Raw genomic sequence first — 18304 nt, forward strand, 5'->3', positions numbered from 1 at the left:
TGAAATTTAATTATAAACCAAACCTTTCGGTTAAGCTTACTCTATAAATCCGATCTAACTCTTATACTTTTTATTCTCGAATCCCTCACTATTTGGATCAGCGGTATCAAAAATATTAATGCTGGAATTATATCTACTTATGATATTTTTTAGTATAATGATATTAAAGATATTAATAGAGAGGAGGTTGACTATGATTAACCTTGATGCTCTAAAAGAACAATGCCCCGAATGCAGCGGACTCGGAAAAACTGTTAACCCAGACTGGTACCCACTTTGGGCAGCGCACAGTAACTGTATTAATGCCTTTGAAGTTTTAAACGGTCATGGATTAGTAGACGTTAAAGATACAACAACGTTGGAAGAACTCGATGAACCCATCTTCTTTGTCTGTAAGGAATGCAAAGGAAGAGGGCAAATACTCACCCCTTTAGGAAGATCTATCGTTGAACAACTTCTTGATTCCTAAAAGAACAGTCTCCTGATAAAAGTTGCAGTACCAGAGCTTGTTGACCTCTCATTGTATACCCACTTTGTTTCCTAATCATTAAAGGCGTTGTCAGTTCACTCTAGTGAAATGATACGCCTTTGTCTATTGGATCTGCTTTGGGTTTTATTTTATTCTCTAAATAACTTTTTGAGAAGACTTAGTTTATTCCCATAAGGTGGGTATCTCAGTTTAATATCAATCAGATTGGACTTCTTAAGAATGCTTTTGGTATGGGTAAACGTATGAAAGCTCCATTTCCCATGATAGCTGCCCATTCCACTTTCCCCCACTCCTCCAAAAGGCATTTCAGAGGTCGCTAAGTGGACGATCGTATCATTAATACACCCTCCGCCGAAAGATATGCGTCCAATAATTTTTCTTTCCACTTCCTTGTTTGTGGTAAACAAATACAAAGCAAGGGGTTTAGGACGAGCATTTACTAATTGAATAACTTCCGAAATATCCGAGTACTCCAGGATTGGTAATATGGGTCCAAATATTTCTTCTTGCATAATCGGATCATCCCAACTTATGTGATCAATTACCGTTGGGGCCATTCGCAGACGTTGTTCATTATAATGTCCTCCAATAATAACCTCCCCGTGATCCAGATATCCTTTAATTCGTTTAAAGTGTTTATCATTAATAATCTTGGGAAATTCTTCGTTTTCGCAAGGAGTTTTTCCATAGAATTTTAATATATAGTCCCGAATGCCTGCGATAAGCTGCTTTTTTACTTGACTGTGAACCAAGAGATAATCAGGAGCGACACAGGTCTGGCCGGCATTTAGAAATTTCCCCCATACAATTCTACGGGCAGCAAGATCAATATTTACCTCTCGATCAACGATGCACGGGCTCTTCCCTCCCAGTTCCAGGGTAACTGGGGTGAGGTTTCTGGAAGCCGCAGCCATCACAGTTTTTCCGACAGAAATCCCGCCGGTAAAAAAAATATAATTAAACGTTTCATCGAGCAACGCCTGATTGGCATCTCTCCCACCTTCAATCACCGAAACAAACCCCGACTCAAAACATTCTCCTAAAATTTGAGCAATTATCGATGAAGTCGCCGGCGAATAGGCGGAAGGCTTGACGACTGAACAGTTCCCTCCAGCTATGGAACCGATCAAAGGTGCCAGGGTCAGATAGAACGGATAGTTCCATGGCGACATAATCAAAGCAATGCCATAGGGTTCGGAAATTGTATAGCAAGATGACTTAAAATGCAGAATGGGTGTCCCAGCTCTTTTAGGCCTAAGCCAACGTGGCAGATGCTTAAGTGCGTAATTCAATTCTTCTAAGACTGTCCCGATTTCGGTGGCATATGCTTCAAACGCCGGTTTATTCAGGTCACTTTTTAAGGCATTCAAAATTTCCTTCTCATGTCCACGTATCGACTTCTTTAAAGTCTTTAAGGCATTTAAACGGAAATCGAGAGCAAAGGTCTGACCGGTATTAAAATACTTCCTTTGGTTACTTAAGATCTCCTTAATGCTCATGGTTTCAACTCCTCCCCTCTCTCCTTCGATATCGGTGTTACTCTTTAATTAAATAATAAATTTTCGTCATATCCTCTTTCGTCATAATCTTCGGCACAGGATAAAGCGGGTTGCTTTCTGCCAAGGCGCGTCCAACCATTAACGGAATATCCTTCTCAACAATACAATCTACTTTACTGGGGATCCCCATATTCTTATTAAGAGTTTTAATGGTTTCAATAAAGACAGCAGCCTTAGTTTTGTTGCTGTCCTCTTGACGGATGTTTAGATTAACTAAATCGGCCAACTCCGCCAAAGGTTTATATACATTTTTACCATAATACTCCAAAACATAAGGCAAGACAACCGCATTTGCTAATCCGTGGGGAGTCGAGTAAAATCCGCCGAGTGTATGAGCTATCGCATGGACATTGCCAACATAAGCACGAGTAAAGGCCAAGCCGGCTAAATATGAAGCCCTCTGCATGTTCTCCCGCGCAGCTATATTTTGTCCATCGGTATAGGCTTGAAATAGGTTCTCAAAAATTAAGGAAACCGCTTCTCTGCTGTAATGTTTTGTCCTCTTGGTGTTGCTTTTCCCAATGTAAGCCTCAACAGCATGAGTCAGAGCATCCATCCCGGTCGTTGACGTAATATGCGGCGGTAAATTAATCGTAAGCAAAGGATCCAGTACCGCAGTCTGCGGAATCAGCGCCATATCATTGATAGCATACTTTTCATGAGTTCTGGAATCAGTTATTACTGCGGCTATAGTGGTTTCGCTTCCTGTACCGGATGTTGTCGGTATAGCAAAAAGCGGAGGAATTTTCCTCCTAACCTTAAAGAGGCCCTTCATTTCGGGAATGATCTTATCAGGCCTTGCTGCACGAGCTCCTACCCCTTTGGCACAATCCATAGAAGAACCGCCTCCAAAGGCGACAATCCCCTGGCAATGGTTAGAGTGATAGAGCTGCAGAGCTTCCTCAATGTTATCAATGGTTGGATTAGGCACAGTTTCCTTATAGATGATATAAGCTACCCCCTCCTCACTCAAACCTTTTAAAAATCCATCCATAAGTCCAAGGGAGGCGATCATCCGGTCGGTAACAATTAAGAGACATTCAATGCCTTGATTTTTTATTATATGGGGAAGCTTGTTCAGACTGTTTTTCCCCTCCAGCAACTGCGGTTCCCGCCAAGGCAGAAGCAAGGAAGCTCCTTTAAATACATATTGGTAAAGTCTACAGTATAATTTGTACATTCCACAACCTCCTTTTAGTAGAGTATTAAGGCAATGTCATGGGATATTAAAATGCAGTTAGATAAAATAATGTATCTGGTACTATGCTTATTCCTCTCAATTTTTTCTATTCTTCGGAACTCCAATCCAATCGTCTCACATCATAGACAATCCAAAGCCTTTGCAGTATAACAAAGCCGGAACGCTTAGTGTATGTTCCGGCTCTGTTGAACCCTTCAATAGAAGGTTTAGCAATATTTACCATTTATCATGTTAAAAGTAAATGATCTCGGACGTTAGGTATGAGCTTTATTGAGATCACTTGAAAGATAGCCCTTGCGGCTCATTGAGAGAAACGCCGCAGTGAGCGAAATCACGCCCCCAATAATCATCACGGTATGATACGCGGAAAGGGATGCACCGATTTGCTGAGTCATTGTTGGTTTTGTCATCCCAGCCAATATTCTATTTTGGCGTGCATCAAAAACCGAAACGGCCAGGGTTGTACCTACCACCATGCCTACATTACGCACCAAAGCATTGAGTCCCCCGGCAGTGCCCAGCATATGCTTGGGAACAGCACCCATAACACTGCTGTTATTGGGTGACTGAAACATCCCTGAACCGAGCCCCATGAGAATCGTGCCAATCATAATATACCAAAATGGGGAACTGATCTGAAGCGTTGCCAGGAAGAATAAGCCTAAGCCGTTAATGAGAAGACCACCGGTCGTTAGAAAAACCGGTCCGATTTTATCGGAGAGATAGCCGCTTGTCGGAGCAATGATTGCCATGACCACTGGATAGGTGGCCATCAAAAGCCCGATTTTTTCCGGAGTCCAATTGAAAGAGTGCTGAAGAACAAAAGGCATTAGCATAGTATTACAAAATGTTGCCACAAACGAGAGAAAACCGGATATATTTCCAATGGCAAATGGCTTAATTTTATACAGAGAAAGATTAATCATTGGAACTTTAACTTTTTGCTCGATCACAAAGAATGAAATGAGGAGAATAAGGCCCGCTGCAATTCCTAAAAGGATGGGAACCGAAGACCATCCATAATCTTCGCCATTGTTGATCGCAAAAAGAAGAGCGACCATCCCTAGAGAAAAGAGAAGGGCGCCTGAGAAATCGAAAGGTTCACGATCCTTAACCGGTTTATCGTCAGGCAATATAATTTGTGAAACAATAAATCCGATAATACCAATAGGAACATTTATGTAGAAGATATATTCCCAACCAATTAAACCTACGATTAAACCGCCTATAGCCGGACCGGTTAATGAACCAAGAGCGACAGTCGTCCCTGTTAATCCGAGGGCTCGTCCCCGTTCACTTGTCGAAAAAGCTGCGACAATAATAGCTTGGGAGTTGGCCATGAGCATTGATGCCCCAAGAGCTTGAAAGACACGAAAGCCTATTAGCATAAAAACGTTGCTTGAAAGGCCGCAAAGAGCCGAACCGATTGTAAAAAGGATAAAACCCATTGAAAAAATTCGTTTACGCCCAAGTAAGTCTGCTAACCGTCCGAAAATTGGCAGAAGACTGGAAATCGTCAGTAGATAACCTGTTACAACCCATTGTAATGTTTGAAGATCTGTTTTTAAAGCAGTTGAAATTGTCGGTAAAGCAACATTTACGATACTTGAATCAAGCGTGGACATAAAGGTACCAACTGATACAGTCAGGAGGATAAACCATCGAATATTCGGATGTTCTCTTATGGTTGTCGTTGTCAAGCTAAAACCCCTTCCTTACTTCATCTGAAGTTAGATTACCCAATTTCTCAGTCTTTAACGGTGAACCAAACTCACAGCGTCTTTTTATAGTTACTATAGTTTATAATACACTAAAAAGGTATGTTTACAAACGCATAACCTTTTTGTCTTGCAAAAAAATATCCACTATGAATCAATGTGAGTCCCGCAGACTTATCTAATCTAAGTTAAAATAAAAGTACCTCTACCCTTTGCTCAAAGAGTAAAAGTACTTCAAAGTCATGAAATAGAGTACGGTAATTTTTTATAACTCAAAATTACGAACTAAAGGAAGACTTATCAGGATAAGTTATCGTACCATTTACGGCCAAACCGCTTCGGACAGGGGGTTTCCTTCTCTTAGAGAAGGTCAAGGCGAAAAATAAGCTTATGACTGCCATAACAATAAGGACCATAATCTTATCTATTATATATGATACGCTTAAATTTTTAATGGTAACCAAACGAAACCCTTCAGCCATCCAAGGGTAGGGCATAAGACGAACTAATTCATTGATAATCTTTGGTATATGAGTACTGGGCCAGGAATATCCCGAACTTACAAAAATGGGAACAGAAATTAACATCAGATATCTCGTTGCCAATAAGGAGTTGGGAACATAAACGGAAACAACAAAACCTGCCGAGACGACAATAATGTCAAAAAGCAAGCCCAAGAGAACAATCAGGGCTACCGAACCTTCGATCTTCACATTAACAAAACGCACGGCAACCCACATGACTAAGCCATAGTTGAAAAAGTTAACAATAAAATAGGGCAGCGCTTTTCCTATAAAAATCTTCCATGCTGAAACGGCAGCACTAAGATACTGAACCCAAGTATTCTGTTCTTTCTCCCGAGTCACCGTCAAACCAATGCCAAGCAAACCGATCTGCTGGAAAATCATCAGAGCTAAGCCCATATAGATAAAGGTGGCATAACTTAAGGTCGGATTGTACCAAATCTCCATGCTGTAGGACACCGTATCCATAACGTTCGTGATCTCCTGCTTCGTCATGCCTAAACCACTGAGATAAGCTGCAGTATGATCAGCGCTGAAGGTATTGAGCACTTGTTGAAAATACTTGCGAATATTGAATCCATAGATAAGATTAGATCCATCATAAATGGTCAAAATCTGGGTGAGTTGATGCTGGGATAATTTCTGAGAATAATCTTCAGGAATCACAACACCCGCTCGAACCAAACCAGTTTTCATACCTTTTTCCAAAGCCGCATAAGTATTCACTTCCGGCACGACTTTGAAACTCGGAGTATTTTCAAAGGCAGAAACGACAGCACGGCTTTCCTTAGAATGATCAAGGTCAACAATCCCAAGAGGAACATGCTGCAGAATACCTGAAACGTAGACGATACCGAATAACGAGGCGTAGAGAAGCGGTACGAGAAAGATCATTAAGAAAAGAACCCGCTCCTTTAAAATATGCCTCATTTCATAGTAAGCAATGTTTAGAATCTGCTTCACATCATCTCCCCCTTAGGTAAGAAGTCCTCAGCCATAAGGCGCAAAGCCGCTGCGCTATAAAAAAGAACAGCCATCAAACCCAAAACCAAATAGTAATGACTCATAAATCCCCAACCCGGATTCTTAAAGGTCAAATAATTGATTCCCTGAAAAAACCAGGTTTGAGGAAGGAACCAAGCTGCATGCTGAAACCACTGCGGCATGGCTTCGAGCGGCCAGGTAAAACCCGAAATAACGAAAGCAGGTAAAGCAATAATCATCCCATAGCGAGTGGCATTCACGGCATTTCGGGAAATACTCGACATCATCGTGCCCAGACTATGCAAGGCAATGGCAAAAATCAAGGTGAAAGACAATAAGTTCAACCATCCACAGGCCAAAGGAAGCTTGAAGACCACAAAGGCCAAGAAATACAGAGGCAAAACAATCAGCATAAAAACTGCAATGTGAACCACTGATTTGCAGAAAAAGAGTACTGGTGACGATATCCCGGAAGCTTTAATTTGAAGCCAGCTGCTTAAACCATTCTCACCGATGATGGTCATACAGGCAGCGAGGGTCAAACATTGCTGCCAGACATTTAAGGCAAAACCTAATACTGTGAAATAAGCGTAATTCAAAGTAGAGTTGAACCATGCTTCTTCCGGAAAAGCGATGGACTGATAGGCCTCCTGGGCTTGATTGGCCTGAATTCCCTGGGCAATTAGAGTTTGAATTCCCACTTGGGCCCCATAAGTTCTTGTCACCGTCAAAACGGCGCTTGAGGCATTAGTAGCATAGGCCATATTCATACCGTCAATAAATACTGCCACCTTGGTTTGGCGATGCAAGGCAATATTTTTGCCAAAGTTTTCGGGTATGACAACCCCGACAATAACCTCTCCCCTTTTAATGGACTCCTCCAGTTGAGCATAACTGTCATAATAGGCTGCCACCTGTAAATTTTGAGTATTTTTCAGTTCGCTTACAACTTGCCTGCTGGCCTGGCTGTTATCCAGATCGACGATCCCCGTGGGGATATTACCTATTCGTTGATAGCTATAAACACCCGCAAAAAGCAGCATACCCAGCAAAGGACCCACAAGCAAAATATAACGCAAACTCTTGTCCCGCCACATATAAAAGAGTTCACGCTCTAAAACTGCACGACATTGTTTAAGCATGGCAGCGACCACTCTGTTCTGCGTAATATTCTTCCTGCCTCTCCCATTCCGCTTGGGCTTCTGGCAAATCATAGAGGGTTATAGTTCCGCCCTCTAACCAGGCGACTTTGTTTATATAATCACAATTTGTCAAAGTACTAATTGCACTCACACAAGTCCCGCCTGTTGCTAAAAATTGTTCCATCTCTTTCAAGATAAGATTGCGGGAATATAAATCGATATCTTTTATAAGTTCATCCACAAGCAGTAATTTCGGCCGGTTAAGCAGTGCGCAGGCCAAAGAAAGCCTCTGCAGAACACCTATATCTAAAACTGCCACCGGTTTAGAGAGAAATTCCTTGAGATTAAATCGTTCAATCATTTCAAGTACATTGGCTTTTGATGCCTTTTTTAGAGCAGCAATAAAATCTAGATTTTCGACGACCGTCATATCCTGAAATAAACTATTCTTTTGAGTCACAAGCCCTGTCTCGCGTTTGAATTTCTCTGTCTTCTTTATATTATGTCCATGGATTTCAATCCGGCCGGAGGAAAAACGATCAACTCCCGCTAAACTATGAATTAACGATGTCTTCCCTGCTCCCCGAGTGCCAAAAATGCCCAAACACTCTCCGGCCATAACTTCAAAAGTGATTCCTTGCAAAAGGGGTTTACGGCCAATTTTCTGCACCAGATTATCCACCTTAATTACTGGCCCCATACTCACTTAGCCCCCTCTACGATCTTAACCTTTGCCGTCATTCCTGTCTTCAAGGCTAAATCCTGATTTGGCAAAGCAATCTTAACTTCAAAACTCTGAATGTCATGCTCGTACTGGTCATTAATGGCTTTTTTTACTGCAAATTCTCCGGCTCCATTGACGAGAACAACTTTTCCCTTGAAGACTCGGTTCGGATAGGCATCCACAGTAACTTCAGCCTCCTGGTTTAAATGAACACGTCCGATTTTAGTTTCACTAATATAAACATTAACATAAGGATTCGCTAAATCAGCAATTTCATAAACAGGAGTACCGGCATTTAACATTTCACCAGCCTGAAGGTATTTCTTTGTAATATAGCCTGTCAACGGAGACAGCAAATGAGTGTCGCTAAGATAGGCTGACGCTTTATCTACCGCTCCGCTCGCTTGTTTAACCACGCCCTGAGCTGCCTCATATTGCGCCTGGGCGATTGTTACATTACTCTGAGCAGACAACGCCTGTTGAAGAGCGGCTTGAGCTTCCTGAAGCTTGCTTTTTGCCAAATCATAGGCATTGGTTGCATCATCCATTGTCTTCTGCGGAACAGCTCCTCCTTTAAACAGCTCTGTAACCCGGTCATAGGATTGTTTAGCATCTTTAACACCTATTTCTGCTTGGGCTACTTTAGCTTGAGTCTGAGCGATGGTGCTGTCAACCTGCTGCTTTGTCAAAGGAACTGCATCAGCAGCTCTTTGAGAATCCTGCAGAGCAGCGCTATAAGCCCCTTGGGCAGTCACAACATCAGAACCGATTTCCTCGCTTTCCAAGGACGCTATTTCCTGTCCTGCTTTTACTTGACTCCCCTCATCCACCAAGGTTTTTGCCAATTTGCCCGGAACTTTAAACGAAGCCATGACATCTGTCGCTTCAATTGTGCCCGTCGCGGTCAGGCTCTGTTGCTCATCAGCCAAAGCAACTTGATGTTTGTAGAAGTATTGGTTAAAAATGAACAAACTTCCCCCAATAATCCCCATGAACAAAATAAAAATGCCCAGTTTCTTGTAATTAATTTTCTCTAATGCATCCATCATTCTCTATTCCTCCTTATGACTAAAAATTCCGTCAAAAATTAGGGCCAATATATGCTGCAGTCTTACTTCCAGCATTTCTTCAGAAAGCAAATCTTCTTGCCAAAGAGGCTGAACGATCTCGCGTCTATTAAAATAAGCAAGACACAAAGCCTGCACACTTACAATCACTTGACGAATATCCGTATCCGGCCTAATAAAATTTCGCTTAATTCCGTTCTTAATAATGTCAACAAACTCTAATTCAACAAGATCGAAGAATTGAGGAATTACCTTCTTGGCAAACCTGCCCCTATTAAGTGCTTCCCAGCTGGTAAGCCGCACAAAGTCTTCATTCTGAGCCAAAAAGTAAAAGTAAGCACGAACTGCCCTCGTAACATTTTCTTTAGGATCATCTCCTAAGTTAAAGGCATTTTTGCTTAAGGTATAGATTTTTTCATAGTTATAACGTAGTACTTCTACATATAGGTCTTCCTTGCTGCCATAATAATGATAGAGCATTCGTTTGTTTATTCCCGCATCCTCTGCAATTTCATCGATTCGTGCGCCATCAAGCCCCTTCTCTGCGAAAATCCTCGTAGCTGAACTTAAAATCCGTCCTCTGCTTTCTTCAGAACGTTGTCCTCGCCCATCGATTTTCTTAAAATCTTTTTCTCTGTTATCCATAAGGTGTCCCCCAATTAATAAGTATGTAACTAGTTAGTTACTTTCCCATAAAAGTATTCTAATAGTTCCAAAAGTATACGTCAAGGAACTTTATGGTATTTTTGCGTTTTTGTACGAGATATTCAGCCTATCCAAGACAGTAAAACGCCGGAGCTTACACTCCGGCGCTGTTAGTTTTAATTTTCGCGAAAAGAAATTATACTATATTATTTCAAAAAGCTAAAATATACTAAGACAAGAATTCCTAATATGATCCGGTAATATCCAAATAATTTGAAATCCCTCTTAGAAATATAGTTCATAAAACCTGAGATAACAAATAAGGCCACGATAAACGAGACCACAAAACCAATTGCCAGCAGTAACATCTCATTTGAAGTCAGCCCAAAACCGATTTTTAAAAGTGAGTATCCTGATGCCGCAACCATTGTGGGAATAGCAAGGAAAAAAGAGAATTCTGCAGCAACTAGTCTCGTAGAACCCAGAAGCATCGCTCCAATAATCGTCGCTGCGGATCTTGAAGTCCCAGGTATCATAGCTAAACACTGAATAAAACCAATGCTCAAGGCTGTCTTAAAGCTTAATTGTTTTATAGAATTTATTTTTCCGCCTTTGTTTTTGCTTTCTATGATAATTAAGATGATACCGCCAATAAGTAAGGCTAAGGCAACAACTATGGGCGTAAATAATTTGTCTTCAATGCGCTTTCCGAAGATTGCTCCAATAAACAAAGCGGGCAGTACTCCAACAATCGTCTTCTTCCAGATGTCCCAAATTTCAGCCTTTTCCAGTCTGGATTTATGTTTTCCAAAAGGAAAAAGCTTGTGCCAAAAATACACAACCACAGAAAGAATAGCTCCAAGTTGGATAATCACATCAAACATTTTTGCAAAATTTCCGGTAAAGTTAATAAATTCATTAACGATAATTAAATGGCCGGTCGAGGAAACTGGCAAAAATTCGGTAATCCCTTCAACAATACCTAAAATGATTGCTTTAATAATTAGACTCACCTGTATTAACCCCTCCATCATTTTTAACATTTTGGTCATTTACTAAACTATGTAACAGCTCTATCTTACCACTTTTCCCATGAAAATGGCTTAAAAATATTGGAAGATAAATAAGTTTAGCTCTCGATCAGAGAAGGTTAGGAGCTAATGTAGCCATCACGCTTCTATCTCCTTTGACTAATCGTACTTGCACCTAGATAGGCAAAATTAAAAATATTATTAATAGATTAACAAAAAATCCGATTTGATTATTATATTAAAGGTTGCTTTAATTATAAAACATTCTTATTAAGGTAGTATTAAATCCATGTAAAAACCCGTAAAAATATTTAATCATATGGCCTTAATAGTCACCAAGCTTTGATGTTGCCGCCGATAATAAAGTGCACCTATTAGACAACGCCCTCCTTTCCCTGACATTGGAAAGCCTTCTGTCGAAGTTTCACTCTTACGACAGAAGGCTGCTGTAATATTCAAGGTTTTCTAGAGTTCCGATTGTTTTCTTCTATTAAATAAAACCTGAGCTGGAGTTAATAATACAAGTGTTTAGGATGCTCTTTCCTTTTCTTGCTCCTTAACAACATCGACTATCTCATCCGTAACAAACGCGCTGGCAGTTCCCCAGAGGTAGAAAATAATACCTCCAATGATTGCGACAAGCTGATCCATCGGATACTTGAGGAAGTCCTTGCCTCCGAATTTTGAACTCCCGAAATAGCTGATGGCAATCATAAACAACATGTATACCACAAGCCAGATCCCGGCTTTAATATGCTTACCGATGTCCTTCCGCAGATCGGGGCGAATGACCAGAAAACTGGCAAAAAGTACAAGCCCGAAGAGATTGGCCAGCATCACAATGGAATCAGTAGACCAGCCGCTCCAATAGATAATCAGAGTGCTGACAATAAACGCAATTCCTGCTACCACATTCAAGCCTTTAAGAACAAAGGGGCGGTGCAGTCCGGGGGCAGTGCGTCGCAAAGCTACGAGGCTGATGGGGCCTATCATATAAGTAAATACAACTGCTCCGGAAACAACTCCAACGAGCTTTCCCCATGAAGGGAAAGGTGCCGTCCAAACAACCGCCAGCACCAGAGTTAGCCAAAGAGCAGGTCTGGGAACCCCCGATTTAGCATGGACTTTCTTGAAGACCTTCCACCAGAAACCATTTTCCGACTGGGCCATGATCAGACGTGAGGTGGTTCCCATATAAATATTTCCTGTTCCGGCCGGAGAGATGACCGCATCTGCAAAGAGAATAGCAGCCAGCCAATTAAAGTTAAGCAATATCGCCAACTCGGCAAAAGGAGAACGGAAATTAATATGCCCCCAGCCTTTCGCCAGTTCACTGCCCGGCAAGGCGCCAATAAACACTGTTTGGAGCAAAATGTAGAGGATAATACCCAAACCGATGGCTAAGCCAATCGCCAAGGGAACATCTCGCTGGGGATTTTTGGCTTCTCCGGCCATAACGACTGCTTGGCGGAAGCCAAAATATGAGAAAATAATTCCCCCAGAAGAAATAGCAGCAAAGACACCAGGCACACCAAAAGGAGCGAAGCCACCTGTTGCCATATTTCCGCTGTGAAACTGAGTCAAAAGAACAATCACTGTTAAAGCAGGTGTTAAAAATTTCAAAGCCGTAATAATTGTATTGCTCTTGGCAAAAGCCTTAGCACTGAGGTAATTGAGAAAGAAGAAAATTACGATTAAGCAGACTGCCAGTAACCAGCCCCCCGCTGTCATAACACCGGCAGAATTATTATAGAGAGATGGGATATAGTAACTAGCATACTGGACAACCGCTTCAGCCTCAATGGCGATGACCGTAGAATCGGCAAGTATAAGTGCAAAAGCCATCATGTAACTAACGAAACTTCCATGGGAATATTGAGAAAAACGTACGAGTCCTCCGGATTCGGGAAGCATTGCGCCCAGCTCAGCATACACCAAGGCAATAAACATAACAGCAACACCGCCGCCCAGCCAGGCAAAAATTGCTGCCGGACCGGCAAGATTACCTGCCTTTTGTGCCGCATAAAGCCACCCGGAACCGATGATGGCCCCTAAACCCATCATCGTCAAATCAAGCAAACCAAGATCCCTTTTAAGTCCTTGCTTCATGCTCTACTTTGTCCTAATGTTCATTAGAACAAAGTAATCCACCTCCTTCTCTAGTTTGAAGATTCTTGAAAATAATAATAGACTGATAAAATCAGGAATTATTATTATTTTACTAATATATAGAGTTTATTCACCGGCATCACTTATTATATGACATGCATTGACAAAAGGAAATTTGTTCGCAATTTCATTTTTTTATTGTTATACAAAAGAATTATTGATGTTGTATATTATACATACATTTTGGATATTTGCATTTTTGCTTAAAACTCTTACTCAAATCATAGGGTTAGTCACCACTTAAGGTTCATTTATTTAGTGCAAGCGATAGATAATATCTCACTTGCAGGAAATACGGCTCAACCCGAAGAATTACAAGATACCATGATAAAATTGCTTAATAATAAAGTCTTATAATGAAAAATTGACTGTATCCTTAAAATAGGAAAAGAAGGAAAAATAACGATGCAAAAAGACCGTTCCTTCTGAGCAATTAAAGAAAAAGTAATTGGAGGAGGTATCCCAAATGCGGCTTAGCCGTAAAATAATTTATATGACATCTGGTATCGTAGCAGTTATGGGTTTAGTAACGATTGTTGCCATCAATGGTGTTGTAAAAAATACCATACGCGGAAGTATTGAACAAAACGGAGTTGTTTTAGCGGAGACCACTGTCAGTAATGTTGCAAACCAATATCTAGATGGTAAACTATTAACGGTGAAAAGTGTTTTAGAAAATCAACTGAACAGCAATCATTACCTGGTGTATGCCTATATTCTAAACCGAGACGATGCTACAGTCGTAGATACATTTCAGCAAGGCTTTCCAGCAGGGTTAGTGCAGGCTGATCCTCTTCCGAAGGGCAGTTCCTCCGTCACTAAACTGCTGAGTATGAATGGCAATCTAGTAAGAGATACGGGGGTACCCCTTGTCAGTGGGTTTGATGGTATTGAATTGCATATCGGTTTAAGCGAGAGCGCCTTACTCCTTCCACTGTCAAAAATCTCCTGGGTAATTGCTTTAATGACAGTCTTGGGTATTATCATCGGCAGCCTTGCGGCTCTTATTTTAAGTCGTTTGATCACCGGCCCTTTGGAAACATTGACCTTGCAGGCAGTGCAGATCGGTGAAGGAAATCTGGATGGTGAAATTCTGCTGAACAGCCGGGATGAGGTAGGAAACTTAGCTCGCAGCTTTAATAGGATGACCACTCATCTTAAGGAGAATATTCAAGCCCTGCAGCGACGCAATCAAGATCTGTCTCTCCTCTCGCAAAAACTGGGTGAGAGGGAAGAACTTTTAGGCAAACTCTGGCTTAAGGTTATTTCCGCTCAAGAAGAGGAGCGAAAACGGATTGCCAGAGAGCTGCACGATGAAACGACTCAGTCTCTGGCTGCCATCACCATTGGTTTAAAGACGGCGGAAGAAATCATACCTAAAGACCAAAATAAAGGCATAGATTTTTTGGGGCAACTTCGCAATATGGCCGGACAAATTGTCAAAGAATTACACAATATAGTCTATGATTTGCGACCGACCATCCTTGATGATCTTGGCTTGGTCCCGGCCCTGCGCTGGTATGCAGAATCGCGCCTAGGAACCAGAGGGATAGGGTTCGATCTGCAGGCGGAGGGAATCACTCACCGCTTCTCAGCTGAAATCGAAACGACCCTCTTTCGCATAGGTCAAGAAGCCATCAGCAATATCTTTAAGCATGCTCAAGCCTCTAAAGTTGTATTAATTTTAACCGAAAAAGACAATTATTTAACGATGCAGGTCAAAGATGATGGGCGAGGATTTATTAGCAATGAACTATGGAATACGACGGATGAAGAGGTTCACCTTGGCCTTTTAGGCATGCGCGAAAGGGCAGGTCTATTCGGTGGCATCATTGAAATCAGTTCACAGATAGGAAATGGAACTGTCGTGACTGTTACCATAGAATTGACTCAGACAGAACATTCAAAGGAGGACAATAGCTTTGATTCAACTCCTCTTGGTTGATGATCATACAATTTTTCGGGCGGGTATCAAGGTTCTTTTGGAAATGCAACCAGACTTCAAAGTGGTTGGAGAGGCCGAGGACGGAGCAAAAGCTCTGGCACTCGTCCGTGAACTTCAGCCGGAGGTAGTCCTGATGGATATTGCCATGCCGGGTGTTGATGGACTGAGCTCCGCCAGGCAAATTATTGAGACTGCACCCTCAACTAAAATCATCCTGCTTACACAACATGAAAATAAAGAATATATTCAGCCGGCTCTTAAAATTGGGGCTAAGGGATATGTTTTGAAGCGGGCCGCTGCAGATGAACTGGTTATGGCTATTCGTGCTGTCCATCAGGGGAAATCATTTCTTGATTCCAACGTAACTTCAACGATTTTGGCAGATTATTGCCTGGATGGAAAGAAGAGTACGGAGACAAACTCTATACAGTTATCAGAGAGAGAACGCGAGATCCTTGTCATGTTGGCGCGTGGATACAGCAACCGGCAGATCGCCGAACTTCTGAAAATCAGCCCCAAAACGGTGGATTTTCACTGCGCCAGAATCATGAAGAAATTAGGTATCAAGGGCAGGGTAGCTCTAGCTCAATATGCTTTACGGCATGGGTTTGTTGAGTGAGCCATCTGCTTAAGCCGCTTGTAGTTCCTGGCAGCGTTGACAATAAAGATTCAAACTATCCATCTCTTACAATAACGATGGGCAGCACGAGATGTAATTGTCATCGTTTTTATTGCTTCCTAATAAATAGCTGGTTCGACGAATTAAAGTCAGTGAATATCTAAGAAATTATTCACTGACTTTTCAAAACTCCTCATATTTTAATGATAAGGTAACTATATCGAAACAAAAAATTACTAATTATAGATTATCAATAAACTCTTGAGGCAACTTTTTGATTAATAAGACAGGAATGGGCGAACGGTTGAGCATCGTATGGGCGAAACTGCCGAAGACCAATCCTTTGATATCCGAAAGTCCACGGGTCCCCATAATAATTAACTTAAAGGAATTTTTGGCTGCATAATCGATAATGGCTTCAGCAACGTCGAGAATATTGTTATGTGCTGCCAAAATTTCATGTTTAACATTTAGTCCCTTTTGAGAAAATATCTCATTGGTTCTATCTAAAATGTCCTGATACTCTTTTTGGGTTTCATGATCCGCTTCGTTTAAAATCTTCTTCATCCATACGGCATTAGGAGTGAGCGGCCAAATATCAGTCCATTGGTAGTTATCTGAACCCAACAAACCTTCCGTACTTTCTTGAACCTGTACCACGGTAAGATGAATATTAGGAAGGCGTTTTAAAAGTGTCGCTGCATATACAGCTGCTGAAAAGGAATGTTCAGATCCACCAACATAAAGCAGCACATTAAATCTGTCATCTGTCATGTCCCATACCCCTTTCTAATGAAATGAGACGTATTCACTTGTATCAAGCTTATTGGGCATTGAACGATTATAGATGAAAACACATATCAAAGTGGCGGTTATTCCGAGCAGAGCCATACCCTCAAACCCTACATGAAAGGCAAGAATACGTGCCCCGTTAAGAGTATGTTTGATTAGATGAAAACTATTAAAATCACTATTATAAAGAGTACCTGCGATAGCCACTCCCAAGCTCATACCCAATGACCTGGACATGTTTAATATCCCCCCCGCGACGCCAATATGTTCCGGCGGTGCACTTCCCATCACCGAACTATTATTCGGAGGAGTAAACATTCCCATTCCTAATCCCACCATAGCCAACCCAACTAGGTCAATAACGATTGAAGACCTTTGGGAAAGTGTAATTAATACTAATGAACCCAAAGTGGCAATCGCCATCCCACAGCTCGTTAATATTCTAGTACCAATTCGATCTGCAATAGCCCCGGACATTGGAGACATAACAAACATTGCTAACGAAACCACTGTCAGCATCAGCCCGGTATATAACGAGTTGAGCTTCATAATCCAATCCAAATAGAAAGGCATCAGAAAAAGAACTCCAAACATCAATGAATATGAAAGTAATCCTGAAATATTTCCACTGGTAAATGCCTTAATTTTGAGTAATCTTAAATCAATCATAGGATTAGTACATTTCTTTTCACGCCAGACAAAGAGCGCTAAAAAGATAATTACTCCGATAAACTCGATAATAATCTGAGAGGAAGTCCAGCCTATTTTGTAACCGTCTTTGAAAATGAGCACCAAGAGAATAAGAGAAGGGGTAAAAAGTATAGCCCCTAAATAGTCAAATCGATTTGTATGAGGATTGGGCATATCCCTGGGCAAAATTAATGTAGCAAGGAGCGTACCGATTATTGCTACAGGAATATTAACATCAAAGATTAAGCGCCAGCCAAAATTAGCGATCAATAATCCGCCAACTGTTGGTCCGATAGACAATCCTATTGCTTGAGCAGAGCCTTGAATCCCAATTGCTTTGCCCCTGCTCGTTGCGGGAACCGCAGAAGTAATGATAGCAATAGAGTTAGCCTGAAGCATGGCAGCGCCTAAAGCTTGTAGTACTCTTGCACCTACCAGAATTGCTATGGTGGGTGCTATGCCGCATAGTCCTGAGCCTAACCCAAAAATTGCAAACCCCACAGTATAAAATAGTTTTCGCCCTATTCTGTCAGATAAACTACCTAGTAACGTTAATAGTGAGGTTAAAGTAAGTAGATAGGCAATAGAAACCCATTCCACCGTATTCATTCCGACTGAAAAGCCTTTACTTAACGTAGGCATAGCAACATTGATAATACTAGCATCAAGAGCCGCCATAAATGCACCTATGCAGACAGTACCTACCACAAACCAATGATATCCATTTCTCTTGTGAAACGGAATACTTTCTCCCATATAAATCCTCCTCAAAGTAAAGAATAATATTCATTTATCTAATATAACGGGATGTTCTATATATCAACCTCCTTCCCTTACAATAAAATCCTGATAATCACTTGGTAAGGACACCCTCAAAAAAATAATTTAAATATTTTGGTTAAATCTTAGTGTTTAATTAGTGATTCCACTCACAATTCGAGATTAACATCGAGTTATAATTAAGTCAATATAGTCGCAATTACATTATTGAATAAACAGATCAA

The 18304-nt window shown here is 41.3% G+C and carries 16 protein-coding genes; 3 read left to right on the plus strand and 13 right to left on the minus strand.

All coding sequences use genetic code 11. The features are described from left to right. The first annotated feature begins 193 nt into the window (after positions 1-193). On the plus strand, positions 194-469 hold the full coding sequence (locus tag DESACI_RS17120) for a hypothetical protein (RefSeq protein ID WP_014828459.1): 276 nt from the start codon (positions 194-196) through the stop codon (positions 467-469). Positions 470-618: 149 nt separating this feature from the next. Here the strand turns inward: DESACI_RS17120 and DESACI_RS17125 are convergent, their stop codons facing one another. The 11 genes from DESACI_RS17125 to DESACI_RS17170 all read right to left on the minus strand — a co-directional run bounded on the left by DESACI_RS17125 (position 619) and on the right by DESACI_RS17170 (position 13194). Further along, positions 619-1989, minus strand: coding sequence for an aldehyde dehydrogenase (locus DESACI_RS17125; protein ID WP_014828460.1), 1371 nt, complete (start codon positions 1987-1989; stop codon positions 619-621). Between the two features lie 37 nt (positions 1990-2026). Further along, positions 2027-3229 (minus strand): iron-containing alcohol dehydrogenase, encoded by a 1203-nt coding sequence (locus DESACI_RS17130; protein ID WP_014828461.1) that lies wholly within the window; start codon positions 3227-3229, stop codon positions 2027-2029. Between the two features lie 106 nt (positions 3230-3335). Further along, a complete protein-coding gene (locus DESACI_RS24995; protein ID WP_207643900.1) occupies positions 3336-3473 on the minus strand; it encodes a hypothetical protein in 138 nt (45 codons plus the stop codon). Positions 3474-3504: 31 nt separating this feature from the next. After that, positions 3505-4950 carry an MFS transporter gene (locus DESACI_RS17135; protein WP_014828462.1) on the minus strand — a complete coding sequence of 482 codons (1446 nt, stop codon included), beginning with the start codon at positions 4948-4950 and terminating at the stop codon, positions 3505-3507. Between the two features lie 296 nt (positions 4951-5246). Continuing rightward, a complete protein-coding gene (locus DESACI_RS17140; RefSeq protein ID WP_014828463.1) occupies positions 5247-6455 on the minus strand; it encodes an ABC transporter permease in 1209 nt (402 codons plus the stop codon). Continuing rightward, the gene (locus tag DESACI_RS17145; protein ID WP_014828464.1) at positions 6452-7618 is read right to left on the minus strand and encodes an ABC transporter permease; all 1167 of its coding nucleotides are present in this window, start codon (positions 7616-7618) and stop codon (positions 6452-6454) included. The genes DESACI_RS17140 and DESACI_RS17145 overlap by 4 nt, the downstream gene beginning before the upstream one ends. Next, positions 7611-8318 carry an ATP-binding cassette domain-containing protein gene (locus DESACI_RS17150; RefSeq protein WP_014828465.1) on the minus strand — a complete coding sequence of 236 codons (708 nt, stop codon included), beginning with the start codon at positions 8316-8318 and terminating at the stop codon, positions 7611-7613. The genes DESACI_RS17145 and DESACI_RS17150 overlap by 8 nt, the downstream gene beginning before the upstream one ends. A 2-nt stretch (positions 8319-8320) precedes the next feature. After that, positions 8321-9388, minus strand: coding sequence for an HlyD family secretion protein (locus DESACI_RS17155; protein WP_041276592.1), 1068 nt, complete (start codon positions 9386-9388; stop codon positions 8321-8323). A 6-nt stretch (positions 9389-9394) separates the two neighbouring features. Next, on the minus strand, positions 9395-10054 hold the full coding sequence (locus DESACI_RS17160; protein ID WP_014828467.1) for a TetR/AcrR family transcriptional regulator: 660 nt from the start codon (positions 10052-10054) through the stop codon (positions 9395-9397). 206 nt (positions 10055-10260) lie between these two features. Next, the gene (locus DESACI_RS17165; RefSeq protein WP_242833079.1) at positions 10261-11106 is read right to left on the minus strand and encodes an undecaprenyl-diphosphate phosphatase; all 846 of its coding nucleotides are present in this window, start codon (positions 11104-11106) and stop codon (positions 10261-10263) included. A 507-nt stretch (positions 11107-11613) separates the two neighbouring features. Continuing rightward, positions 11614-13194, minus strand: coding sequence for an APC family permease (locus DESACI_RS17170; RefSeq protein WP_014828469.1), 1581 nt, complete (start codon positions 13192-13194; stop codon positions 11614-11616). Positions 13195-13720: 526 nt separating this feature from the next. Here DESACI_RS17170 and DESACI_RS23170 point away from each other — a divergent pair. After that, on the plus strand, positions 13721-15199 hold the full coding sequence (locus tag DESACI_RS23170; RefSeq protein ID WP_014828470.1) for a sensor histidine kinase: 1479 nt from the start codon (positions 13721-13723) through the stop codon (positions 15197-15199). After that, a complete protein-coding gene (locus DESACI_RS17180) occupies positions 15177-15818 on the plus strand; it encodes a response regulator (RefSeq protein ID WP_014828471.1) in 642 nt (213 codons plus the stop codon). The genes DESACI_RS23170 and DESACI_RS17180 overlap by 23 nt, the downstream gene beginning before the upstream one ends. Positions 15819-16058: 240 nt before the next feature. Here the strand turns inward: DESACI_RS17180 and DESACI_RS17185 are convergent, their stop codons facing one another. Together DESACI_RS17185 and DESACI_RS17190 are read right to left on the minus strand one after the other, a co-directional pair. After that, the gene (locus DESACI_RS17185) at positions 16059-16592 is read right to left on the minus strand and encodes a universal stress protein (RefSeq protein ID WP_014828472.1); all 534 of its coding nucleotides are present in this window, start codon (positions 16590-16592) and stop codon (positions 16059-16061) included. 15 nt (positions 16593-16607) lie between these two features. After that, positions 16608-18056, minus strand: coding sequence for an MFS transporter (locus DESACI_RS17190; RefSeq protein ID WP_014828473.1), 1449 nt, complete (start codon positions 18054-18056; stop codon positions 16608-16610). Positions 18057-18304: the final 248 nt, after the last annotated feature.

Origin of the sequence: Desulfosporosinus acidiphilus SJ4 (genome assembly GCF_000255115.2) — a bacterium.
Classification (GTDB): domain Bacteria; phylum Bacillota; class Desulfitobacteriia; order Desulfitobacteriales; family Desulfitobacteriaceae; genus Desulfosporosinus; species Desulfosporosinus acidiphilus.